Source organism: Yinghuangia seranimata (genome assembly GCF_029953285.1).
Taxonomy (GTDB): domain Bacteria; phylum Actinomycetota; class Actinomycetes; order Streptomycetales; family Streptomycetaceae; genus Yinghuangia; species Yinghuangia seranimata.
Genome location: NZ_JASAOI010000056.1, coordinates 95,955 through 119,938, shown reverse-complemented (window position 1 = coordinate 119,938; position 23,984 = coordinate 95,955). Strand labels below are relative to the sequence as shown.

The 23,984-nt window shown below is 73.5% G+C and carries 17 protein-coding genes; 5 read left to right on the top strand and 12 right to left on the bottom strand.

Going from position 1 to position 23,984, the window contains the following annotated elements; all coding sequences use genetic code 11:
* Together QI554_RS33385 and QI554_RS33380 are read left to right on the top strand one after the other, a co-directional pair.
* Nucleotides 1-700: TOMM precursor leader peptide-binding protein (locus QI554_RS33385; protein WP_281475485.1), on the top strand; the 700-nt coding region annotated here is incomplete at its 5' end.
* Between the two features lie 30 nt (nucleotides 701-730).
* Entirely contained in the window at nucleotides 731-2,143 is a 1,413-nt protein-coding gene (locus QI554_RS33380) for an ABC1 kinase family protein (RefSeq protein WP_281475484.1), read from the top strand.
* Between the two features lie 185 nt (nucleotides 2,144-2,328).
* On the opposite strand, the gene QI554_RS33375 is transcribed toward QI554_RS33380, so the two are convergent.
* The 4 genes from QI554_RS33375 to QI554_RS33360 form a co-directional block, all read right to left on the bottom strand.
* Entirely contained in the window at nucleotides 2,329-2,562 is a 234-nt protein-coding gene (locus tag QI554_RS33375; protein ID WP_425528097.1) for a hypothetical protein, read from the bottom strand.
* 62 nt (nucleotides 2,563-2,624) lie between these two features.
* On the bottom strand, nucleotides 2,625-2,963 hold the full coding sequence (locus QI554_RS33370; protein ID WP_281475483.1) for a WhiB family transcriptional regulator: 339 nt from the start codon (nucleotides 2,961-2,963) through the stop codon (nucleotides 2,625-2,627).
* Between the two features lie 166 nt (nucleotides 2,964-3,129).
* Complete coding sequence (locus tag QI554_RS33365) at nucleotides 3,130-3,528, bottom strand: hypothetical protein (protein WP_281475482.1); 399 nt, start codon at nucleotides 3,526-3,528, stop codon at nucleotides 3,130-3,132.
* Between the two features lie 353 nt (nucleotides 3,529-3,881).
* On the bottom strand, nucleotides 3,882-6,125 hold the full coding sequence (locus QI554_RS33360) for an ATP-dependent DNA helicase UvrD2 (RefSeq protein WP_281475481.1): 2,244 nt from the start codon (nucleotides 6,123-6,125) through the stop codon (nucleotides 3,882-3,884).
* Between the two features lie 165 nt (nucleotides 6,126-6,290).
* Here QI554_RS33360 and QI554_RS33355 point away from each other — a divergent pair, with 165 nt between their 5' ends.
* Entirely contained in the window at nucleotides 6,291-6,554 is a 264-nt protein-coding gene (locus QI554_RS33355; protein ID WP_281475479.1) for a mycoredoxin, read from the top strand.
* A gap of 94 nt (nucleotides 6,555-6,648) precedes the next feature.
* Here the strand turns inward: QI554_RS33355 and nudC are convergent, their stop codons facing one another.
* The gene (nudC, locus tag QI554_RS33350) at nucleotides 6,649-7,572 is read right to left on the bottom strand and encodes an NAD(+) diphosphatase (protein ID WP_281475477.1); all 924 of its coding nucleotides are present in this window, start codon (nucleotides 7,570-7,572) and stop codon (nucleotides 6,649-6,651) included.
* Between the two features lie 213 nt (nucleotides 7,573-7,785).
* Between nudC and QI554_RS33345 the strand changes: the two genes are divergently transcribed.
* A complete protein-coding gene (locus QI554_RS33345) occupies nucleotides 7,786-8,646 on the top strand; it encodes an endonuclease/exonuclease/phosphatase family protein (RefSeq protein WP_281475475.1) in 861 nt (286 codons plus the stop codon).
* A 4-nt stretch (nucleotides 8,647-8,650) separates the two neighbouring features.
* Here QI554_RS33345 and QI554_RS33340 read toward each other — a convergent pair whose 3' ends face one another.
* From QI554_RS33340 to QI554_RS33310, 7 genes are all read right to left on the bottom strand, one after another.
* On the bottom strand, nucleotides 8,651-9,820 hold the full coding sequence (locus tag QI554_RS33340) for a PP2C family protein-serine/threonine phosphatase (RefSeq protein WP_281475473.1): 1,170 nt from the start codon (nucleotides 9,818-9,820) through the stop codon (nucleotides 8,651-8,653).
* Between the two features lie 332 nt (nucleotides 9,821-10,152).
* Complete coding sequence (locus tag QI554_RS33335; protein WP_281475471.1) at nucleotides 10,153-13,851, bottom strand: ATP-dependent DNA helicase; 3,699 nt, start codon at nucleotides 13,849-13,851, stop codon at nucleotides 10,153-10,155.
* 149 nt (nucleotides 13,852-14,000) lie between these two features.
* A complete protein-coding gene (locus tag QI554_RS33330; RefSeq protein ID WP_281475469.1) occupies nucleotides 14,001-14,810 on the bottom strand; it encodes a hypothetical protein in 810 nt (269 codons plus the stop codon).
* Between the two features lie 154 nt (nucleotides 14,811-14,964).
* The gene (locus tag QI554_RS33325) at nucleotides 14,965-16,329 is read right to left on the bottom strand and encodes a hypothetical protein (RefSeq protein WP_281475467.1); all 1,365 of its coding nucleotides are present in this window, start codon (nucleotides 16,327-16,329) and stop codon (nucleotides 14,965-14,967) included.
* Between the two features lie 26 nt (nucleotides 16,330-16,355).
* Nucleotides 16,356-17,096, bottom strand: coding sequence for a hypothetical protein (locus QI554_RS33320; protein ID WP_281475465.1), 741 nt, complete (start codon nucleotides 17,094-17,096; stop codon nucleotides 16,356-16,358).
* 93 nt (nucleotides 17,097-17,189) lie between these two features.
* The gene (locus QI554_RS33315; protein WP_281475463.1) at nucleotides 17,190-20,711 is read right to left on the bottom strand and encodes an ATP-dependent helicase; all 3,522 of its coding nucleotides are present in this window, start codon (nucleotides 20,709-20,711) and stop codon (nucleotides 17,190-17,192) included.
* A gap of 318 nt (nucleotides 20,712-21,029) precedes the next feature.
* Entirely contained in the window at nucleotides 21,030-21,461 is a 432-nt protein-coding gene (locus QI554_RS33310; protein WP_425528096.1) for an MGMT family protein, read from the bottom strand.
* 101 nt (nucleotides 21,462-21,562) lie between these two features.
* On the opposite strand from QI554_RS33310, the gene QI554_RS33305 reads away from it, so the two are divergent.
* Nucleotides 21,563-23,956 carry a lysylphosphatidylglycerol synthase transmembrane domain-containing protein gene (locus QI554_RS33305; protein WP_281475459.1) on the top strand — a complete coding sequence of 798 codons (2,394 nt, stop codon included), beginning with the start codon at nucleotides 21,563-21,565 and terminating at the stop codon, nucleotides 23,954-23,956.
* Nucleotides 23,957-23,984: the final 28 nt, after the last annotated feature.

Here is a 23,984-nt window from a genome sequence, read left to right as displayed (position 1 = left end):
GGCGGCCGCGCTGCTGGCCGCCGCGGGCGTCGGCACGGTCGAGGTCCGCGACCGCCGGCTGTTCGGCCTGACCGACGCCACCCCGGCCGGGCCCGTATGGGACGGCGAGCGCAAGCGCCGCGAGACCGCCGCGCGCGAGGCGGTCCGGCGCGCCGCGCCCGCCACCCGCTGTGTCCGGCCGGCGACGCGTCCGCTGCCCGACGTGGCGCTGGTGGTGCCCGAGGGCCACCCCGATCCCGGGCTCGCGCGGCGGCTGACGGCGCGCGGCGTACCGCACCTGTTCGCGGACGTGCGGGAAACCACCGGCCTCGTGGGGCCTCTGGTGCTGCCCGGGCGCACGCCGTGCGCCCACTGCCTGGACCTGGCCCGCGCCGACCGGGACCCGGCGTGGCCCCGGCTGCTCGCCCAGCTGGCGGCCCCGGGGCCCGGGCGGTCCGGCGGCGCGGCGCAGGCGTGCGACACGGTGCTCGCCACCGCCGTCGCCGCGCACGCCGCGCTGCACCTGCTGGCGCACCTGGACGGCGACCGGCCGGCCGCGGTCGGCGGTGTGCTGGAGCTCACGCTGCCGTACGGCGCGGTGCGGCGCCGCACGTGGGACCCGCATCCGGACTGCGGCTGCGGCGCTCACGCCGCCGTCGGGCGGCCCGCCCCGGCGCCGTACGACCGGGCGGCCCCGTTTGATTCGCGGCGTCCCGCGTGACAGGCCGGAGCGTCCGCCACAATGGCAAGTGTGAGCGATCTTCCGCGCAGGGCAGTGACCCGGACGGCCAAGCTCGCCTCGCTACCCCTCGGGGTCGCGGGCAGGGCCACGCTGGGACTCGGGAGACGGATAGGAGGTCGGCCCGCCGAAATCGTGGCGGCCGAGCTTCAGCAGCGCACCGCACAGCAGATGTTCAAGGTGCTGGGCGAGCTCAAGGGCGGCGCGATGAAGCTCGGGCAGGCGCTGTCCGTCTTCGAGGCCGCGCTGCCCGAAGAGGTGGCCGGCCCGTACCGTGCCGCGCTCACCAAGCTGCAGGACGCGGCACCGCCGATGCCCGTGCGCACCGTGCACAAGGCACTCGCCGAGAACCTGGGCGCGGACTGGCGCGAGCTCTTCCAGGAGTTCGACGACAAGCCGGCCGCGGCCGCGTCGATCGGCCAGGTGCACCGCGCGGTGTGGCACGACGGCCGCGAGGTGGCCGTCAAGATCCAGTACCCGGGTGCGGGCGACGCGCTGATCTCCGACCTGAACCAGCTGGGGCACGTCGCGCGGTTCGCCGGCGCGCTGATCCCCGGCATCGACGTGAAGCCCCTGATCTCCGAGCTGAAGGCGCGCGTCGCCGAGGAGCTGGACTACCAGCTGGAGGCCGAGTCGCAGCAGGCGCACGCCGAGGAGTTCGCCGACGACCCGGACATCTTCGTGCCGCACGTCGTCTTCCAGGCCGAGCGGGTGCTCGTCACGGAGTGGATGACCGGCACGCCGCTGTCGAAGATCATCGAGAAGGGCACGCCCGAGGAGCGCGACCAGGCGGGCCACCTGCTGGTGCGCTTCCTGTTCTCGGGCCCGGTGCGCACCGGCATGCTGCACGCCGACTCGCACCCGGGCAACTTCCGGCTGCTGCCGGACGGGCGGCTCGGCGTCCTGGACTTCGGCACCGTCAACCGGCTGCCGGACGGCCTCCCGGAGCCGATCGGCACCGCGATGCGCCTGGCGCTCGACAACGAGGCCGACGGCGTCATGGAGGTGCTGCGCACCGAGGGCTTCATCAAGCCGTCGATCAAGCTCGACGCGCAGGAGGTGCTCGACTACCTGCTGCCGATGGTCGAGCCGGCGCAGGTCGACCGGTTCCGCTTCACCCGCGCGTGGATGCGCGTCCAGGGCGCCCGGATCGGCGACCCGCGCAACCCGGCGTCGGCGATGGCCCGGCAGCTCAACCTGCCGCCGAACTACCTGCTGATCCACCGCGTCACGCTCAGCACGATCGGCGTGCTGTGCCAGCTCAACGCCGAGGTGCCGTTCCGCGAGGAACTGGAGTGCTGGCTCCCGGGGTTCGCCGAGCTGGAGTACGAGGTCGAGGACGAGGAAGAGTACGAAGGCTACGGCGAGTACGCCGAGTTCGAGGAACCGGAGACCGGCGACGGCGACGCCCCGGCCGGAACCTGACGGCACCTCACGGCACGAACGCCCAAGGGCGGGCATCCTCCACGGGATGCCCGCCCTCGTCGTCTTCTGCACGGTACGTCCACTGCACGGCTGTCCTGCCTGGCCACCTCTGCTGTGCTGACGTGCTGAGCTGCTGTGAAGTTGTCGTGCGGTACTGCTCGTTCGGCCAACGCGGTGCGCGGCGGCTACTGCATGACCGCGAGGGCCAGCGCCCTGCGGGCCCGCAGCGACGCCATCTCCGCCCGGCGCTTCATCTTCTGCGCGGCGCGGACGTGGACGGCCCTGCGCTGCAGGTCGGCCTCGCGTAGTCGTTCCTCCATCTGGGCTCTTGCCAGAGCTTCATGGAGAAGATGCATGTCACGGCTCCTGTTCAGGATGGGAGTTGCGGTGAAGTCGGTGGTCGGCTGATCGGCGCTCATGGGTTCCTGGCTGGCGGTGCGGGGTCGGCGGGCGGACGCGGTACGCGGAAGGTCGGCGGGGTTCACGCGGCGACCTCCGTCTTGCGCGGACGGCCACGCGGCCGCTTGCGGGCCACGACGACACCCTGGATGAACAGCTCGCCACCCCAGACACCCCACGGCTCGCGGCGCTCGAGGGCGCCCTGCAGGCACGCGGCGCGGACCGGGCACTCGCCGCAGAGGGCCTTCGCGTACTCGACGTCGGCCGGCGACTCGGCGAAGAACACCTCGGGGTCGTAGCTACGGCACGGGATCGTGCCCTCAACGGCGTCGATGTCGTCGAACGCGGTCAGAGTCATCAGGTCTACCTCCGGTACAGGTACGGCTAGAGCAGAAGCGGTGGGGGGCTTGTCGAACGGCACGTGGTGCTCCTCGTGGTGAACTCGGCGGGCATCGCTGCCACTTGGTGTCGTCGGTTCGCGGTCCTGGTGGACGCGTCCCTGCCGGCTGGTTCAGGGCAAAGACAAGGGCCGCGGATCCCGGTGATTACGGGTTCCGCGGCCCTGGAGGTGCCGACCTGACTTTTCGTCAGGTTCGCGTCCTCCAGGACGGGTACCCGTGCATACCGGCAAATCCGGTGGAGCCCATGACCGGGGTCATGTCCTCGACCTGCTGCTGCTCACATGCCGCCACGAACGTTGCGACCGACGGTCGCGCATCGCTCGTGATGACACTCGTACGCTCGCTGCCCTGCCAACCCGGCTCGACGTTGGACGCCAGACCGAAGCCGCCTTCGAGGCCCAAGACACGGGAGTCCTGGGAAATCACGCGGGCATCGGTCCCGGCATAGGCCAGGGAGAGGGTCCTGCCGCCATTACGACGCAGGCGCAGGGCAGGCTTGAGCGACACCAGCTCAGCAGAGCGCACCGACATCGCGGAGGGCGCGACAGCAGTGGCTGCAACTGCGAGTTTGCGGTTGGTGGTCACAACGTTCGCCTCCCTTCCACGGAGGTCTCGGGGCGCCGCCGGCTGGGCGGTTCCGGAGAACAGACGGACAGTCTTGCGTGGTGCTGCTCGGCCTCACGACCGAGCACGGTCAACACGTTGACCGTGCTCGTGAGGTTAGATGCGTTCCCGAGAGGAGCGCAAACTATTTTCCACGTGTTCCGCGTTACCTGAGGGAAGTCCCTCGTCGGACGCCGGAAATCCGCGGAAAATCCAGGAAAACCGACCCCTGGAAGGCCTCCGGGCGCGGGCTTGTGTGGTCTGGACCACGCCCCCGCCGAGAACCCTCGCACATCCTTCACACGGATCGCGGCGCGGTCCGGTTCAGCCCTTCTTCAGGGTGCTTCCAGTTCCCACAGGTCGTCGCCCGGCGGGGGCGGCGGCACCTCGTCCGCCGACGGCTCGTCCGGGGCGGCGAACAGGTCGTCGTCCGGCTCGGGCGGCTCCGTGCCGTCCTCGGGCTCGCGCCCGGCGACCAGCGCGAGCACCGCCGCACCGTACTTGTCGAGCTTGGCGCGGCCGACGCCCGAGATCCCGGCGAGCTGGTTGACCGAGGTCGGCTGCGCCTCGGCGATCGCGGTGAGTGTGGCGTCGGTGAACACGCAGTACGCCGGCTGGCCGAGCTCCTTCGCCCGGTCGACCCGCCAGTCCCGCAGCCGCTCGAACAGCGCCTCGTCCAGGTTCGACGGGCAGTCCAGGCAGCGGCCGAGCTTGCGCTCGGCGGCCTCGGTGAGCCCGCGCCCGCACACCCGGCAGCGCACCGGGCCTGACTTCGTACGCTTCTCCCGCGGCTCCCCCGGCACACCGGAGCGGCCCCGCGGCGTGCGATCCGACCGGGACGAGCCGGCGCCGCGCAGGCCGTCGAGGAAGCGGGACGGGCGACGCCCCGAACGGCCCCCCGGCGAACGCGCGAGCGCCCAGGACAGCGCGAGGTGCTCGCGGGCCCGGGTGATGCCCACATAGAGCAGCCGCCGCTCCTCTTCGACCTTCTCGTCGGTGTCGGCGTAGGTGATCGGCATCATGCCCTCGGTGAGGCCGACCAGGAACACCGCGTCCCACTCCAGGCCCTTGGCGGCGTGCAGCGAGGCCAGGGTGACGCCCTCGACGGTCGGCGCGTGCTGCGCGTTGGCCCGCTCGGCCAGCTCGTCGACGAAGTCCTGGAGGGTCGCGCCGGGCCGCCCGGCGGCGAAGTCCTCGGCGAGGCGCACCAGCGCCGCCAGCGACTCCCACCGCTCGCGGACCTGGCCCGAGCCGGTCGGCGGCTCCGGGGCCCACCCCCCGGAGGCCAGCACCGCGCCGACCTCGGCGGCCAGGCCGCCTCCTGAGCCGTCCCCCGCGGAACGCGCGGCGCCGCGCAGCAGGACCGCTGCCTGCCGCACCTCGGGCCGCTCGAAGAACCGCTCCGCGCCACGCAGCACATAGGGCACCCCGAGGTCGGCGAGCGCCTGCTCGTAACTCTCCGACTGCGAGTTGGTGCGGAACAGCACGGCGATCTCGGCGGCCCGCACGCCCTTGGCGAGCAGCGCCTTGACGCGCCGGGCGACGCCCTCGGCCTCGGCCGGCTCGTCCGGGTACTCGGTGAACTCGGGCTCGGGCCCCGCGTCGCGCTGCGACACCAGCTCCAGGCGGTGCTTGGCGGCCTCGCCGGTGGCGTGCGTGAGCAGCCGGTTCGCGAGGTTCACCACCTGCGGGGTCGACCGGTAGTCGCGCACCAGCTCGACGACCTCGGCGTCACGGTGCCGGTGGCGGAACCCGAGCAGGAACGCGGGGGTGGCGCCGGTGAAGGAGTAGATGGTCTGGCTCGCGTCGCCCACCACGCACAGGCTGCGCGCACTGCCCGACCACAGGTCGAGCAGGCGCTGCTGGAGCGGGTTGACGTCCTGGTACTCGTCGACGGTGAAGTGCCGGTACTGCGCCTGCACCTGCTCGCGGACCTCGATCCGCTCGTCGAGCAGCCCGACGGTGAGCAGCAGGACGTCCTCGAAGTCCATCTGGCCGCGGCCGGCCTTGACCTTCTCGTACGCCGCGTAGACGCGCGCCACCTCCGCCGCGTCGCGCGGCGGCTTGCGGCCGGTCGAGGTGACCTGCGCCGGGTAGTCGTCCGGCGCGGTCTGGGTGGCCTTGGCCCACTCGATCTCGCTGGTCAGGTCGCGCAGCTCGGTGCGGTCGGCACGCAGCCGGCAGTGGTGCGCCGCCTCCGCCACGAGCGCGATCTTGCTCTCGGCCAGCCTCGGCGCGTCCGCCCCGTAGGTGCGGGGCCAGAAGAACTGGAGCTGGCGCAGCGCGGCGGAGTGGAAGGTGCGGGCCTGCACACCGGAGACGCCCAGCTGGCGCAGCCGCCCGCGCATCTCCCCCGCGGCGCGCGCGGTGAAGGTGACCGCCAGGGTCTGGGTGGGCTGCATGACGCCGGTCAGCGCGCCGTACGCGATGCGGTGGGTGATCGCCCTGGTCTTGCCCGTGCCGGCGCCCGCGAGCACGCAGACGGCGCCGTCCACCGACTTGGCGACGCGACGCTGCTCGGGGTCGAGGGCGTCGAGGATCTCGTCGGCGGTGGGTGCGGGCCCGTACTGGTCGATCACCGGCCCATCCTCTCAGGACCCACCGTCACGCGAGTGACGTTGTCCACAGGTGCCCCGGCCTGTGGAAGAAACGCCGGGGTGCCGTACGTTGACGACTCGCGTGGGCCCCGACGTATCGACCGGGTCGGCCGGCCCGGACGCGGACCCAGCGAAGGAGACTGCCGGATGTCGGCCACCGTGACGATGTACAGCACCCCGTGGTGCGGGTACTGCCGCCGCCTCAAGAGCCAGATGGAGCGCGAGGGCCTGGCCTACGACGAGATCGACATCGAGAAGGACGCCTCGGCGGCCGAGTACGTCATGAGCGTCAACGGCGGCAACCAGACCGTCCCGACCGTGGTCGTGACGGTCGGCGGCGAGATCCAGTGGGTGGCCACCAACCCGAGCCTCGCGCAGGTGCGCGACGCCGTCTCGGAGGCCGCGGCCTGATCCGCGCCGCGGGGGTGCTCCCCGCACGATGACCTCGGCCCCGGTGCCGGACGGCTTCGCCGTCGGCGCCGGGGCCGCGCCATGTCCCGGTCGGTCAGTTCCGGCGGATGGTCCCCGTCACGTCCTCCGGGAACTTCTCGCCGTACCAGAGCTCGATCAGGTGCCGGGAGATGGAGATCGGGCCGGGCAGTTTGACCTCGCCGGCCTCGGTGGCGGCGCGCAGCTCGTCGCGGGTGAACCAGCGGGCCTCGGCGATCTCGGTGCCGTCGACGTCTATGTGGTCGTCGACCGAGGTGGCGTGGAAGCCGAGCATCAGGCTGGACGGGAACGGCCACGGCTGGCTGTCGACGTACGTCACGTCCGCGACGCGCACGCCGGCCTCCTCGGCGACCTCGCGCACGACGGCCTGGCGCAGCGACTCGCCCGGCTCGACGAACCCGGCCAGCGTGGAGAACATCTTCTCCGGCCAGGACGGCTGGCGGCCCAGCAGCGCACGCCCCGCCGGGTCGACGACCAGCATGATCACCGCCGGGTCGGTGCGCGGGAAGTGCTCGGTGCCGCACACCGTGCACTTGCGGACGTGGCCGGCCGCGACCGCCTCGCTGGGCTGCCCGCAGCGCGCGCAGAAGCCGTGCGTCCGGTGCCAGTTCTCCAGCCCGAACGCGTGGACCAACAAACCCGCGTCGCGCTCGCCGAGCACCGAGCCGAGGGTGTACAGGTGCCCGGTCTGCGCGTCGGGGCGCTCGGGCAGCGCGTCGGCGGACACCGCGAAGTAGGCGGTTCCGTCGGGGTCGACGCCGAGGAAGTAGCGCTCGCCGTCGGGGGCGTCCCGCGGGGCGACCAGCACGAGGGCGGGCCCGCCCGCGTCGGTCCAGTGCACGTTGCCGCGCTCGACGACCAGAACCCGCGACTCGGGAGCGGTCCACGCCGCGGCCAACCACGCCTCGTCGAGCCGGTGCTCCGCCGCCCGGTCGTGCACGGCCCGGGTCAGGGCCAGACCGGAATCGTGATCGCCCACCGCTACACCCCTGTCGTCGTTCGATCGTTCGGTTACGTCCTATCAGAGCGATGCGGAACTGTGTCGACCGCTGTCCACAGGCAGGGGCGGTGTGCGGGGCTGTCCACAAGCGGGGCGGGACGCAGGCCCCTCCAGGCAGGGCGGTGTGCGGGGCTGTCCACAGTCCGCGCGGAGTTTCCCGCGTCGGGCTGCGGCGCGGCGTACGGTCGGTGCATGACGGTCCTGCGCGTCGCCACGTTCAACCTGCTGCACGGCATGGCCCTCGACGACGGCACGGCAGGGCCGCGTCGACTTGCCGAGGCGCTCGGGAAGCTCGACGCGGACATCGTGGCGCTGCAGGAGGTGGACCGGCACCAGGAGCGGTCCTCGGGGGCCGACCAGGCGGCGGTCGCGGCGCGGGCGGTCGGGGCGCACGACTGGCGGTTCCTGGCGGCGGTGCACGGGGTCCCGGCGCCGGTGTCGGGGTGGCTGCCGGATCCGGTCGGGCCCGAGCGGAACGTGTACGGGCCCGAGCAGGTCGGCGCCGGCGGACCGTCGTACGGGATCGCCTTACTGTCCCGACTGCCGGTGCGGCAGTGGCGGGCCCGGCGTTTCCCGGCCGCGCCCGTCAGCCTGCCGCTGCGGGTCCAAGGCCGCCCGGGCCTGACGCGGGTGCCGGACGAACCGCGCTCGGTGCTCGCGGCCGTCGTCGAGGCGCCGTCGGGGCCGCTGACGGTGCTCGCCGCGCACCTGTCGTTCGTACCCGGCTGGAACGTGTCGCAGCTGTCGCGCATCGGCCGCTCGACGGCCGACCTGCCGCAGCCGCAGCTGCTGCTCGGCGACTTCAACCTGCCCGGCCGGATCCCGCAGGCGGTCGTCGGCCGCCGCAACCGGGGCGACACGTCGCGGCCACGCCGCCACCGGGTGCGCTGGCGCTCGCTGGCCCGTGTGCCGACCTATCCGTCGTACCGGCCGCGCGTGCAGTTCGACCACGTCTTCGGCCACGGCGTCGGACCCGACGCGGTGCGCCGGACCGAGACCGTGCGCATGGGCGTCTCCGACCACTGCGCGCTGGTCGTCGAACTGGAGCTCTGAGGCCTCACATCTCGCGCGTGCGCACCTGCGGCAGCGAACCGGCTTCGTGGGTGTCCCCGGCCGGCGCGTACATCATCAGCACCATCGCCGCGTCGTCCTCCAACGGCTGCCCGACGTGCCGCTCGACGTCGGCCTCCAGCCGGTCGAGGGTGTCCTCGACGCCGTCGAGGCTGTCGGGCGCGCGGTCGAGCAGCGGGTAGAACACGCCGTGCCGGTCCCGGGCCTCCACGATGCCGTCGGTGTACAGCAGCACCCGGTCCCCCGGCAGCACCGGCACCGCCAGGACCGGGATCTCGAACAGGTCCGGGTCGACGATGCCGAGCGGCGGCACCGGAGACGGCGGCTCCATGAACTCGGCACGGGCCGACCGGAGCAGCAGCGGCGCCGGGTGCCCGCAGTTGACCACCTGCACGCCCCCCTGCGGCGGGAAGCCGACGAGCACCAGGGTCACGAACTCCTCGACGTTCTCCTCCAGGCGCCGGCTCATGCTCGCCCCGATCCGGCGCACCACGCCGGGCAGTCCGGGTTCCTCGTACGCCGCCTCGCGGAACGCGCCCAGCACGGCCGCCGCCGTCTGCACCGCGCCGAGGCCCTTGCCGCGCACGTCGCCGACCACGGCGCGCACACCGTGCGGGGTCAGGATCACCTCGTACAGGTCGCCGCCGATCCGCGCCTCGGCGGCCGCCGCGCGGTACCGCACGCCGACCCGCACCGGCCCGATCCGCCGCGGCACCGGGCTGAGCAGCACCTGCTGGGCGGCCTCGGCGACGCTGCGGACGTCCTCGAGCGTGCGTTCCTGGCGGCGGCGCACCAGCACGCCCGCCCAGCCGGTCAGCGACACGAGGAAGATCGACAGCAGCGTCACGAACGGCTCCCCGGTGCCGCTGGTCTCGCCCGCGGCGGTCAGGAAGATCATGGCGAGCGCGGCCAGCAGACCGACCAGGAGCGGCGTGCGCGGCGAGCCTCGGGTCAGGCCGGCCAGCGCGGGCGCGACCGCCAGCAGCGGCCCGACGTGCACCTCTGGCGGCGTCGCGAAGCCGATCACGACGACGATCACGATCACGCCGACGGGCAGCAGGCGCAGCAGCCACTGCGCGGCCGACAGCAGCGCGGCACGCCCCGGCGCGCCCTCGGCGGGGCGCGGCGGGGTGCGGTCCGGCGTGGTCGTTCCCATCGGGGGCTAGTACCTCGAATGTCACGGTCCGATGCGGATTGGCCCGTTTCATCGCCGACCCGCGACGCCCCAGTCAGCCGGAGGCCGCGTCAAACCGCGATAAAACCCGCCGAAACCGCACCGGCCGCACCGGCCGCACCGGGCCACCGGGCCACCGGGCCACCGGCCGCACCGGGCCACCGGGCCACCGGGCCACCGGGCCACCGGGCCACCGGGCCACCGGGCCACCGGGCCACCGGGCCACCGGGCCACGATCCGACCGGCGGGCCACGATCCGAGCGACGGGCCACGATCCGACCGGCGGGCCACGATCCGAGCGACGGGCGCGCCCGTCACCCCTCGACCGGGCCGTCCGACCCCGCGAGCACCCGCTCGATCCCCGGCCGGCCCGGCAGGCCCCGCGGCCGGACGACCTGACCCGTGCGCACATAGACGAACGACGCCACGACGTCCTCGACCGGCACGTCCATGAGCTCCGCCCACGCCAGCCGGTAGACCGCCAGCTGGAGCGGGTCGGCGTTGAAGCTGCGGCTGGTCTTCCAGTCCACGACCTCGAACACGCCGTCCCGGTCCCGGTAGACGGCGTCGATCCGGCCGCGCACCACCCGGCCGCCGACGACCAGCTGGAACGGCTGCTCTATGCGGTACGGCGCGCGCTGTGCGTAGGGCGTGCGCAGGAAGGCCTCCTGCAGCTCGACCAGGTCCGCCTCGTCGGTGATCTCCTCGTCGGCCGCTCCGGGCAGGTCGTCCGGCTCGAGCAGCGGGCGCTCGCCGAACTGCGACTCGATCCACGCGTGGAACCGCGTCCCCCGCCGCGCGGCCGGCGCGGGCGGCCGCGGCATCGGCCGCGCGAGCTCGCGCGCGAGGCCGTTCGGGTCCGACGCCAGCCGCAGCACCTGCGACGCGGACAGCGACGCCGGCAACTCGACCTCACGCACGCCGCCCCGCCCCCGCGCCAGCTCCTCGACGAGCCGGTCGAGGTCGTGGTCCCACGACTCGACGAGCTCGAGGTCGACGGGCCCGAGGTGGTCCTCGTCGGCCTCGAACCCGGGCGCTATGGCGAGCGAGTCGTCGTCGTCGAACGGATACCCGCCGCCGGACGACCGGCCGGACGAGCCATGCCCAGGAGCGCCGGCACCCGGCGCGTCCACGTGCTCGGCGGAAGCGGACCGCTCCGCGCCCCCGGGGTGGACGTCGTCGTCCGCCTCCGGCTCCGTCGGCCAGTCCGCGCCCGGGGCCGTCGCGTATTCGCCGTCGCTGTCCCACGGGTATTCGTCGTCGGGCGGCGGCGGGAGGTCGTCGAAGTCCTCCGGGGGCTCCTCGGAGAACAGGGGGAGCTGGCCGTGGTCGTCCGGCGCGTCGACGAAGGGGCCAGGGTCCGGGGCCGGGTCCGGGTGGGCGGTGGCCGTCGTGCGTGCCGTGCCGTCGATGCGTGCCGTGCCGTCGATGCGGGCCAGGGCCTCGGCGACGTCGCGGGCTGCGCGGCGGCGTTCCTCCAGGGCGGCGCTGTCGAGCGGGAGCGGCCACACCTGTTCGACGGCGCTGGTCAGGTGCGGGTTCTCGGCCTCGTCGGGTTCGACGGCCCAGGTGGCGACCTCGCCGTGGCCGGCCTCGCAGTGGTCGGCGAGCGCGCTCAGGAAGGCCGACGGGCCGCGCGGCTTCTTCTGGGTGCGGCCCCACCAGTGGCCGGAGGCGATCAGCAGGTCCTTCGGCCGGGTGAACGTCACGTACCCGAGCCGCAGCTCCTCGACCTCCTTGTGCCGCCGCATCCCGTCGTCGAACGCCGCGAAGTCCTTGGGCCCGAGCCCCGTCAGGTCCGGCAGGCCGTCGGCGTCACCGCGGAGCGCGTGCGGCAGGGTGCTGCCGCTGCGCGTCCACTTCGACTGCGGCTGCTCGCTCGGGAACACCCCCGTCACGAGCCCCGGCACGGCGACGACGGACCACTCCAGGCCCTTGGACTTGTGCGCCGTCAGCACCTTCACCGAGTCGCCCTCGCTCGGCAGGCTGCCGTCGAGCCCCCGGTCGTGCTCGATCGCGGTGCGCAGGAACGCCAGAAATGCGGTCAGCGACGGGTCGCCGTCCAGGTCGGCGAACCCGGCGGCCACGTCGAGGAACGCGTGCAGCGTCTCGCGCCGGCGGGCCGCGAGCGCGTTCGGCGACGCGGACAGCTCGACCTCGAGACCGGTGACCGCGAGCACCCGGTGAAGCACGTCCATGAGCGGTTCGCCCAGGTGCCGCCGCAGCTCCCGTATCTCGGCGGAGAGCCGCGCGAACCGCACGCGCGCCTCGCGGGAGAACGGGTACTCCTCGCCCGGGTCGGCGACGGCGTCGGACAGCGACACGACCTCGGTCGGGTCGACGCCCGCGACGGCTTCGGCGAGCCGCGCGTCGGGCCCGTCTGCCACCCCGCGGTCGAACCGCACGAGTTCGGCGGCGCGCCGCCCGAGCAGCGCGAGGTCGCGGTGCCCGATGCGCCAGCGCGGCCCGACGAGGAGCCGCACCAGGGCGGCGTTGGCCGTGGGGTCGTCGAGGACCTCGCAGGTCGCGACGAGGTCGGCGACCTCGGGCAGGTGCAGCAGCCCGGACAGCCCGACGACCTCGACGGGGATGTCGCGTTCGACGAGCGCCTTGTGGATCTCGGGGAACTCGGCGGCGGTGCGGGCCAGGACGGCGACGTCGCCGGGCGCGATCAGTTCGCCGTCGGGCTTGAACCGCGTGCCGATGACCTGCTGCACCTGGTCGGCCATCCACGCGATCTCGCCGTCCTGCGTGGCGAGCAGCGCGCACCGCGCCCAGCCCTCGCCCTCGGCGCCGTCGGCGGGCCGCAGCGCCTCGACGCCCTCGTGCATCGCGCGCAGCGGCTCGGCGAGTCCGTTGGCGAACGCGAGCAGTCGGCCGCCGCTGCGCCGGTTCTCGGCGAGCGCGAACCGGTGCGCGGGGCTGCCGTCGGGGCGGGGGAAGTGCCTCGGGAAGTCGTCGAGGTTCGCGACGGACGCGCCGCGCCAGCCGTAGATGGCCTGGCACGGGTCGCCGACCGCGGTGACGGGGTGGCCGCGTCCCACCAGTTCCGGAGTCTCCGGGTCGACGCCGTACGGCACGCCGAAGAGCCCGGACAGCAGGCGGCGTTGCGCCACCGAGGTGTCCTGGTACTCGTCGAGGAGCACGACGCGGTAGGTGTCGCGCAGGATCACCCCGACCTCGGGCCGGGTCTCGGCCAGCTGCGCCGCGTAGGCGATCTGGTCGCCGAAGTCCAGCAGGTCGCGGTGCCGCCGGGCGGCGGTGTAGTCGGTGACCAGGCGCAGCAGGTCGAGGCGGGTGCGCGCGGCCGCGGCGGCCTTGGCCTTGTCGCCGGCGCCGGGGCGCGGCATGGCCTCGACGCGGGCGATGAGGTCCTCGTCGAAGGCGCGGAGCCGGTCGGGCGCCACGAGGTGCTCGGCGAGTTCGCCGCTGAGCGCGAGGACGTCGGCGGTGATCGAGGCGAGCGGCTTGGTCAGCGTCGGGAACGGCCCGGGGGCGCGGCGCGCGGTGCGGGCGGCGAGCTGGAAGCGGGTGGCGTCGGCGAGCAGCCGCGCGGAGGGTTCGAGGCCGATGCGCAGGCCGTGTTCGGAGAGGAGGCGCCCGGCGAAGGCGTGGTACGTGGAGATCGTCGGCTCGCCGAGGTCGGGGTCCCCGTCGCCGGGCACGCCGTTGCCTGCGGGGGCGTCGGGCCCGCCGAACAGCCCGGGCGGCACCGGGTCGGGCCACAGCTTGCGCAGCGCCTTCCGGACGCGTTCGGCGAGCTCCCCCGCGGCCTTGTTGGTGAACGTCAGGCCGAGCACCTGGTCGGGCCGCACCCGCCCGGAGCCGACCAGCCACACCACGCGCGCGGTCATCACGGTGGTCTTGCCGGAGCCGGCGCCGGCGACGATGACGCCCGGCTCGAGCGGTGCGGTGATCGCGGCGATCTGCTCAGGCGTGTACGGGACGCCCAGGACACGCACCAGGTCGTCCGGGTCCCGGATCAGGTGGGGTTGGGGATGAGCCGATCGCACCGGCGCAAGGGTAGACGCAACTGAGGACAACATCCGCATCAAGCCGGTTGCGGCCCGGCCGCGCTCACCGCGGCCCTACACTCCGCGGACGCCGCCGGGCCGCCGCCGCTCCGGCCCCGCGCGCCCCTCCCGGCACGCGGGCACCGGGTTCAGCCGCCCTGCGTCATCCGCTGCTGCAGCGTCGCCTGGTCGATCACCTGGGCCGCGCCGGGCGCGTTGACCGTCACGTCGGCGCCGAAGTCGCTGACCTTGAGGTCGAGCGGGTCGCCGCCGCTGACGGTCAGCTTGATCGGGTACGGGTCGCCGGCCGCCATCACGTACATCGTCGTGGTCGCGCCGTCCGCCGACTTGACCGACACAGGCCACACGCCCTTGCCGTCGACCTGGACGACGTCGCCCTTGGCGACCTCACCCGAGCCGGCCGTGAAGGTGCCGGCGAACGGGTCGACGAGCTTGGGGTCGAGCTGGCCGCCGTCGGTCTTGAGGTAGGTGCCGCGCAGGCTCGGCGGCAGGGTCGCGCCGGGCGTGGGGCCGACGACGGACTCGATGTTGGCGTACACGGTCCCGCCGACGCGGATCAGCTCCTGCGTCATGTCGGGCCGGGCGACCGTCTGGATCGCGTCGCGCTGCTTGTTGACCTTGATCGTCACGGTCGCCGCGTCCCCGCCGGCACCGATCTTGCCGGTCAGGGTGTACGAGGTCGCGGCCATCAACTGCACCGCGCGATCCGCGAGTTCGCGGCCGCTGAGTTCGGCGGGCGGGCGCGCGTCGGGTGCTCCGGACGACTTGCCGGGCAGCACCTGGCCGGGCCCGGGGGCCTTGCCGCCCGGCGCGCTGGGGTTGCTCTTGCCGTCGACCGAGGCGTCCGAGGCGTCGCCGCCGCCGCACGCGGTCAGGGCCCCGAAGGCGAGCACGGCGGCGGCCGCCGAGACGGAAAGGCGGGTGACAGGCAGGCGCACGGTTGCTCCTCGGGTACTCCCAGGACGGACGGCGAGCCCCGGCCGCGGGAGCGGCCAGGGCTCGTCGTGGGCGTATCGCGCGCCCAGTATCCCGACCCTGTCAAGCATCTGACGGACAGTCACCATTGGTAGCCCGCGACCGCCGAGGACCGGGTCAGCCCTTCTGCGCCTCCGCCTTCAGCGCGTCCTGGTACTGCGACTGCGTCAGGTACTCGCTCGCCGACGGCGCCTTGAGCGAGCACGGCTCGCCGGTCACCTTGAACGTGATCTCGACACGCCCGCCGTTGTTGGCGAACTCCTCGCGCAGCCCCAGGACTTCGGGCTTGCCGTTGGCCGCCACGAAGTACGTGCGGGTCTGCCCGGTGACGCTCAGCACCAACGGGATCGCCTTCTGGCCGTTGAACGTGACCGTCGAGCCCTTGGTGACGCCCTTGCCGCTCGTGAACATCGCCGGGTAGGTCATCGACTGCGCCTGGGCGTCCGCGCCTTCACTGCGCAGGTACTTGCCGCCGAGCACGCGGCCGACGAGGTCCGCCTCGCGGTCCGTCTTGCCGGCGCGCTTCATCTGCGTGACCCAGAACGCCTTGCTGCCCTTGAAGTACGTCGAGCCGTCCACCGTCATGTTGTCGATCGGCTCGCCGTCGCTGGTCACCTTGGAGTGCCCGTCCCCCGACGGCGTCTCGCAGCCGTCCAGGGTGATGGCGGAGCCGGTGGTGTCCTTGCCGCCGCCGTTCTCCTGCACCGAGTCGTACTGCTTCATGTGCTCGGACGACTCGGAGACCAGCGTCTGGGCGTCCTTGGTCGAGTTGTCGGTCGCCGCGGAGAGCGCCTTCTCGAACTCGTCCTCGGTCATCGTCTTGTCCTTGGGCGGCGCGACGACGTCGCACTTGTCCTCCGTGCGCTGGTAGGTCGTCTCCTGGCGCTTCTTGCTGTCGGAGTGCTCCTCGACCTTGGCCACGATGAACGGCTTGCCGCGCGACATCACGTAGAGCGTGGTCTTCTTCTTGTCCTCCTCCTTGACCAGGGGGATCACCTTCTGGCCCGCGTACTCCGTCGGCGCGCCCTTGACGACGCCGTCGGTGCCGCCGTCGAAGAAGTCCTGGAAGCCGTTGTCGTCCGTGCTCGTGACGAACCTGCCGTTCAGCGCCTTGTCGAACGCGGCGACCACCTCGGGCTTGTTGCCCTGGCCCGACGCGTTGGCCCAGTAGCCCCCGTCGGCCTTGATGTACTGGTCCTTGCCGAGCTGGATCATCTCGACCTTGCCGCCGCCGCCCGAGCCGGTGGCGTGGCCGCCCTGGATCTTCTCGGCGACGCAGCCCTGCAGGTTCACCGCCGTGCCGTCCTCCTCGACGGACTTGCCGCTGAGCTTGAGGAACTCCTCGGCCTTCATCGTCGCGACCGCCTGGTCGGCGAGCGTCTTGGCGTCGGTCTTCGTGTTGTCCTTCGCCTCCCCGCCCGTGCAGGCGGCGAGCAGCGCGACGGCGAGGATCGCGGCGGACGGGGCGGCTATTCGGCGCATGCGCACGGAACTCCCTTGTGGAACAGTCACTTGACGCCCGCGGCCTTCAGCTGTGCCGTGAACTCCTGCTGCGTCATGGTCTTGTCGGCGGCCGGCGCGGTCACCTCGCACTTGTCCTCGGTGCGCGTGAAGGTCGTCTCCTCGCGGTCCTTGGAGTCGGTCTGCTCCTTGAGCTTGCCGACGATGTACGGCTTGCCCTTGGCTGCGATGTAGTAGGTCTGCTTCGCGCCGTCCTTCTCCTTGGTCAGCGGGACGACGTCGGTGCTGGCGAACTTCGCCGGCTGACCCTTGGTGTAGCCGTCCGTGCCGTCGGCGAAGAAGGAGCCGATCTCGTCGTCGTCGCCCTCGGACGTCGACTTGAGGTACCTGCCGGCGGCGACCTTGGCGACCTTCTCGGCCGTCGCGGGGTCCTCGTCCGTGCCGAGCAGCGTCAGCCAGCCCGCACCGTCGGCCTTGGTGTACTGCGCGCCGCCGACCATCATGACGTCCATCTTGCCGCCGCCGGTGTCGACGGTGGCCTTGAGCGTCTTGGCCTTGAAGCCGGCGCAGCCCGACATGGTCTGCGGCTTGCCGTTCTCGTCGGTGCCCTTCGCGGAGAGCTTGATGAACTCCTGGGTCTTCATGACCGCGACGGCCTGCTCCGCGAGCGCCTTGGCCTCCGTCTTGGTGTTGTCGGCTCCCCCGTCGCCGTCGTCGCCGCACGCGCCCAGCGTGGCGATGGCGAGGGCCGCGACGGACACAGCGGCGAAAAGACGGTGCTTCTTCACGGAATCCCCCTATGGCCTGCGTGATCGCGAGGCCGCAAGTATGTCAAGGGCAAAGATTCGGCCAACGCGTGGGCCCGACCGCGAGGCGGCCGGCTACTCGACGACCGTACGGCCCTCACTGCGCGCACTGCAGCACCTGCGGAACTCGCAGCGGTCGCAGTGCGATCCGGTGTGCGGCGTGAAACGCTCCCCGAGGATCCGGCCCGCGACGTCCGCCAGCAGCGCCGACACCCACGTGCGGCCCTCCTCGTCCGGCACCGGCGTGCCCTGCTCCTGGACGAGCGGCAGCGCGGCCACCTCCGCCGCCGCACCCGCCCGGTGCCGCAGCTGCACCAGCTCGGCCCCGCCCGACCGCGGGCGCGCCCCGCCGAACGCCGGCACGTCGTCCAACGCGCCGCCCTCGACCGCCAGCTGATACACCGCCAGCTGCGGGTGCTCGGCGACGTCCTGCTTGGTCGGCTTGCCCTTGCCCGTCTTGAAGTCCACAACGTACGCCAAGCCGTCCGCGCCCCGCTCGACCCGGTCCATCGACCCCCGGATCACGATGCGGTGCTCACCCGCGGTCAGGCTCACCTCGAACTCGTGCTCGGTCGCCGCGACCACGCGGTGCCGCTCGTGCGTGTGCCAGGCGAGGAAGCGCTCCAGCGCCGTCCGCGCCTCCTCCTTCTGCTGGTCCGACTGCCACGGCGCGTCGAACGCCAGCGCGTCCCACACCCGGTCCAACCGGTCCATCAGCACCGGCAGTTCGGCCGCCGTCGCACCCGTGCCGACCTCGTCCGCCAACGCGTGCACCACGTTCCCGAACCCGAGCGCCGCCGAACGCGCCGACTCGGCCCGCACCTCACGGCCCAGGAACCAGTTCAACGCGCAGGTGTCGACCTTCTCCACCGCGCTGCCCGACAGCTTCACCGGCACCCGCGGATCGCGCACCGGGACCCCCGGGTCGGTCGGCTCCACCAGGCCCCACCAGCGCTCCGGGTGCGCGGCGGGCACGAGCGGATATCCGTCCTCGTCCCGCAGCGACGCCAACCGCGCCAGCCGCCGCGCCGCCGCCAACTGCACCGCGCGCGACGCCTTCGGGTCGACCGCCGCCGACCGCAGCTCCGCCACCAGCGCCGACGTCGACAACGCGCGGCGCGGCCGCGACGTGATGTCGGCCCGCTCGACGCCGGCCTCCTCGCCGCCCACCTCGTCGAGGAAGCGGGAGGGCTGGTCGCCGTCGTCGTACGCCGACTTCACCGCCGTCACCACGAGCCGCTCCCGCGCGCGCGTGGCCGCCACGTAGAACAGCCGCCGCTCCTCCGCGAGCAACGCCCCCGGCGACAACGGCTCGGCGAGCCCGTCCGCACCGATCCGGTCCGCCTCCAGCAGCGAGCCGCGCCGCCGCAGGTCCGGCCACAGGCCCTCCTGCACCCCGGCCACCACGACCAGCCGCCACTGCAGGCCCTTCGACCGGTGCGCGGTCAACAACCGCACCGACTCGCCGCGCACCGCCTTGTCGTCCAGCCGGTCGCCCGGGATCTGCTGCGCGGTCAGCTCGTCCAGGAAGTTCAGCGCACCCCGGTGCCCGGCCCGCTCCTCGGCCCGCGCCGCGACCTCGAACAACGCGACCACCGCGTCCAGGTCCCGGTCCGCGTTCCGCCCGGCCGCCCCGCCACGCAACACCGCCCGCTCCAGCCGCGCCGGCCACGGTGTCCCGTGCCACAGCTCCCACAACGCCGCCTCGGCCGTCCCACCGTCCTCCAACACCGCCCGCGCCTTGCCGATCAGCCGCCCGAGCCGATACGCCCCGGCGCCGATCTGCGCCTCGACGGCCACAAGCTGCTCGGGATGGGCGAGGGCATCCCTTATGAGCTCAGCAGACGGCCGCGCAATCGCCCGCGCCAACGCGGGACCAGCAGTGCCGCCGGCCCCGGACGGACCGGAGCCCGCACCGGGCCCGCCCGCGCCGGAAATGCCGGAGGCGCCCTGCCCAGCGGTCCCCGGCTGAGCCTCGGCGAGACCTAGGCCCTCACCCTCCGCCGCACGCGCGCCGGCGTCGCGTTGCGTCTCCTCGGCCGCCCCGTCGGCCCTGTGCTCGTCGAGTTGGGCCTCGGCCTCGGAGACGGCGCGTTCTTCGGCGCGCAGGGCTCGGCCCAGCACGCGCAGGTCGGCGGAGTCGAGGCCTCCTATCGGGGACAGCAGCAGCATGCGTGCCGTGTCCTCGTCGAGGGCCGTGGGGTCGGCGGCGACGCGTAGGGCGGTCAGCAGCGGGGTGACGGCCTGTTCGGCGGCCAGGGGGAGTTCGTCGCCGGCGATCTCGAGGGGCACGCCCGCCACCGACAGGGCGCGGCGGATGGCCGGGATGGAACGGGCGCCGGAGCGCACGAGAACGGCCATCTCGCCCCACGGCACGTCGTCCTCGAGGTGGGCGCGGCGCAGGATGTCGGCGATGTTGTCCAGTTCGGCGCCCGGCGTCGGGTAGGTGAAGACCTGGACGCGGCTCGGGTCGTCCTCGCCCGTCAGCTCCGCGGTCAGGTCGCGGTGGGCCATCGCGTCGGCCGCCGCCAGCCGCGCCAGCGGCATCCGCTTGGCGATCTCGCGCGACGCCCGCAGCAGCCCCGCCCCGGCGCGCCGTGACGTGCGGAGCACGATCGTTTCGGCCGGGTTCCCGTCGCGTCGGGGAAAGCGGTGCCGGAAGTCGAGGATGCCGTTCACGTCCGCGCCCCGGAACGCGTAGATCGACTGGTCGGGGTCGCCGACCGCGACCAGGTCCCGCCCGTCGCCCGCGAGTGCCCGCAGCAGCCGCACCTGCGCGGCGTCGGTGTCCTGGTACTCGTCGACGAACACCGCCTTGTAGCGGCGGCGCAGCTCGTCGGCGACCTCCGGCCGCTCGGCGAGTATCACCGCGCGGTGCACCAGCTCGGCATAGTCGACGACGCCCTGCGCGTCCAGGACGTCGAGGTACTCGGCGAGGAACTCGGCGGCGGCCGCCCAGTCCCGCCGGTCGTTCGCGGCGGCGAACCGGGCGAGCGTCTCCGGGTCCAGGCCCAGCTCGCGGGCGCGCGCCGCGACGGCCCGGACCTCGTCGGCGAACCCGCGGGTGCCGAGGGCGGCACGCAGCTCGGTGGGCCACCGCACGGTGCCGTACTCGGCCTGCCCGGCGAGCAGCTCGCGCACGAACACGTCCTGCTCGGGCCCGGACAGCAGCCGCAGCGGGTAAGTGAACAGCTCCGCCGGCTGGTACTGCCGCACGAGGGCGTAGCAGAACGAGTGGAACGTCGTCGCCGTAGGCATCGCGCCGCCGCCGGGACGTTCCGGTACGGCTGATTTCGTCCCCTCGTCCGTCGCGCCGCCGCCGGACCGCAGCCGGGTCGCGATACGGTCGCGCAGCTCCCCCGCCGCTTTCCGGCTGAAGGTGAGAACCAGGATCTCCTCGGGAAGCATCCCCCGGGCGACCCGGTCGGCGACCGCCTCGACCAGGGTGGTTGTCTTTCCCGTACCGGGTCCGGCGAGCACCAGCAGCGGCCCGCCCGCGTGCGCGACGACGGCACGCTGACGCTCGTCGAGCGTCAGTACCGCCTGCGGACGCACGTCGGTACGCCGCAAGCGGTACGCGGAGGTCGCGGTCGTCATGGCTCGGGGCCTTACGGGGAAGCCGGGTGCGGGTGCGGCAGGGCGGCGGGCGGTTGCGGGGACGAGGAGCAGGGCCGGGAACGGGGAGAAGTGGAGAGGGTCATCGAGTCGGTACGGCAGGCGGGGGAGCCGCGCCCCGGTCGGCAGGGCGCGGCCTGGCACCATGAGATCACACGGGACCCCCGCGCCACGTCGGGCACAGCCGTGCCTCGCGGCGCGACGGCAGGTCCCCCACTGTGCCCTCCCGTCCCGGTGCGCGTCCGGCGAACCACCGAGTCGGTGCCGGCCGCAGCGCGCCGCGCCCGGCTCTCCCCCGGCCTAGGACACGTCGGCGCCGTCCTCCGCGCCCGCGCCGTCTCCGCCGGGCTCGTCCCGCTCGACGCCGTCCCAGCGCGCCTTCGCCATGTCGACCTTGGTGCCGCCCGCGCGCATCGGCGTGCCCTCGGCCCGCAGGCGCGCGACGCCCTCCACCTCGAGACCCGGCGCGTGCGTGCCGTCCGCGCGCAGCACACGCCACCACGGGACGCCGCCGCCGAAGTGCGACATGACGCGGCCGACCTGCCGCGGCCCCAGCCGCAGCTCCTTCGGGTCGCCGAGCCCGGCGTCGGGGCCCGCCTCGGCGGCCTCGTCGGCGAGGTCCGTGAAGTAGGCGGCGATGTCGCCGTACGCCATCACCCGTCCAGGGGGGATGCGGGCGACCAGGTCGAGCACACGTTCGGCGACGGGCGTGGGCAGAGTCACGTCCCGCATCGTGCCAGACGCGACCCCTTCGATCCGTCGTCGCCCGCCTGTCCGTGCCACCATCGAGGCGGCGGTGACTGGTGATTCGAGACCAAGAGGAGACGTCTCCCGTGGGTGCCCCCGACACCGGGCGCGCCCTCGTCGTCGAGCCCTCGCAACCGGCGCGCGTGCACCGTTCCAGCGACCTGCTGCGGGTGCTCTTCGGCCTGCTCGCGCTCGTGTTGATCTTCGTCTTGGCGAGCATCGCCACGGAGACCACCTCGGGGCTGGAGTCGGACATCGTCCGCGGCGCGCAGACCAGCCTGCCGCGGCTGATCCTCAACCTGTCCGGCGGCGTCTTCGCGGTCGCCGTGCTGGTCGTGCCGGTCGCGTACGGCGTCGAGCGGCTGCTGCGCCGCGACGGCCTGCGGGTCGCCGACGGCGTCATCGCCGCCGCCCTCACCTACGCCGCCGCGCTCGGCCTCGACTGGTGGGTGACCGGGCCCGGCCCGGACGCGCTGGAGGCCGCGCTCACCCGCCCGTTGCAGGGCGGCGGCCTCACCGACCCGGTGCACGGCTACCTCGCGCCGATCGTCGCCTACATCACCGCCGTCGGCCTCGTGCGCCGCCCCAAGTGGCAGGCCCTGGTCTGGACGCTGCTCGCCCTCAACGCCGCCACCGTCCTCGTCGGCGGCTACACCACGCCGCTCGCGCTGCTCACCAGCGTGCTGCTCGGCCGCACCATCGCCTACGCCACGATGTACGCGGTCGGCGTGCCCAACCGGCGCCCGCCCGCCGGAGCGGTGGTGGCCGCGCTCGGCCGCTTCGGGCTGGTCGCCGCGTCCGCCGTACGCACCGACGACGGGCCGGACGACTCGCGCCGCTACGCCGTCCGGCTGACCGACGACCAGCTCCTCGACGTCACCGTCCTCGACCGCGACCAGCAGACGTCCGGCGCCGTCTACCGCTTCTACCGCCGCGTCCGGCTGCGTGTGACGACCGCGCGCCGGACCTTCCTGTCGCTGCGCCGCGCGCTCGAGCAGGAGTCCCTGATGGCGTACGCGGCCGCCGACGCGGGCGTGCGCACCCCGCGCCTGGTCGCCACCACCGAGGTCGGCTCCGACGCCGCCCTGCTGGCGTACGCGCACATCCCCGGGCGGCTCCTCGACGCGCTCGACGACGACGAGATCACCGACGAGCTCCTCGTCGGCATCTGGCGGCAGATCGCCCTCATGCAGGCCCACCGGCTCACCCACCGGCGGCTCGGCGGCGGCAGCTTCGTCATCGACGACCAGGGCCTGCCGTGGCTGATCGACCTGCGCGCGGGCGAGATCGCGTCCGGCGACCTGTCACTGCGCATCGACACCGCGCAGCTGCTGACCGCCGTCGCGCTGCGCGTCGGCGAGGAACGCTCGGTCCGCACCGCCACCCAGGGCCTCGGCGTCGACGCCGTCGCCGCGTCCCTGCCGCTGCTCCAGAAGGTCGCGCTCAGCCGCAACACGCGCGCCGCGCTGCGCAAGCAGCAGGGCCTGCTCTCCCGCATCCGCGAGCAGATCCTCGAACTGCGGCCGCGCGCCGAGGCCGAGCCGATCCGCCTCGAACGCATCCGGCCGCGCACCCTCGTCACCGTCCTCGCGAGCGCGTTCGCCGGCTACTTCCTGCTCTCGCAGCTCACCCAGATCAAGCTCGGCGACATCTTCGCCAGCGCCAATTGGGGCTGGGCCGCCATCGGGTTCGTCGCCTCCGCGCTCAGCTACGTCGCCGCCGCGCTCATGCTGCTCGGCTTCGTCCCCGAACGGCTGTCCGTGTGGCGCACCACCGTCGTGCAGCTGGCCGGCTCGTTCGTGAAGCTCGTCATGCCGGCCGCCGTCAGCGGCGTCGCGCTCAACGCCCGCTACCTGCAGAAGGCCGGCGTCCCGCCGGCCCTCGCGGCCGCGAGCATCGGCGTCTCGCAGCTCGGCGGCCTCGTCTTCCACATCGGCCTGCTGGTCTTCTTCGGCTACATCGCCGGCACCGAGCAGACCCCCTCCTTCGCCCCGTCCGGCGCGGTCATCGCGGGCCTGCTCGTCCTCGCCCTCGGCACCCTGCTGGTGATGGCCGTGCCGCAACTGCGGCGCTTCATCGTCAAACGGCTCGGCGCGCTGTTCTCCGGCATCGTGCCGCGTCTCCTGGACGTCCTCCAGACGCCCAACAAGCTCGCCGCGGGCCTGGGCGGCACGGTGATGCTGACCCTGTCCTTCATCGTCTGCCTGGACGCCTGCGTCCGCGCCTTCGGCGGCGCCACCAGCTTCGCCGCCATCGCCGTCGTCTTCCTCGCCGGCAACGCGATCGGCTCCGCCGCCCCCGTCCCCGGCGGCATCGGCGCCATCGAGGCCGCCCTCATCGCCGGCCTCACCACCACCGCCAAACTCCCCATCGAAACCGCCACCGCCGCGGTCCTCCTCTTCCGCTTCCTCACCTTCTGGCTCCCGGTGCTCCCCGGCTGGCTGGCCTTCGCCTTCCTCCAACGCAAACAGGCGATCTGACGCGGAAGGGCCCGGCACCCCGTGGGGA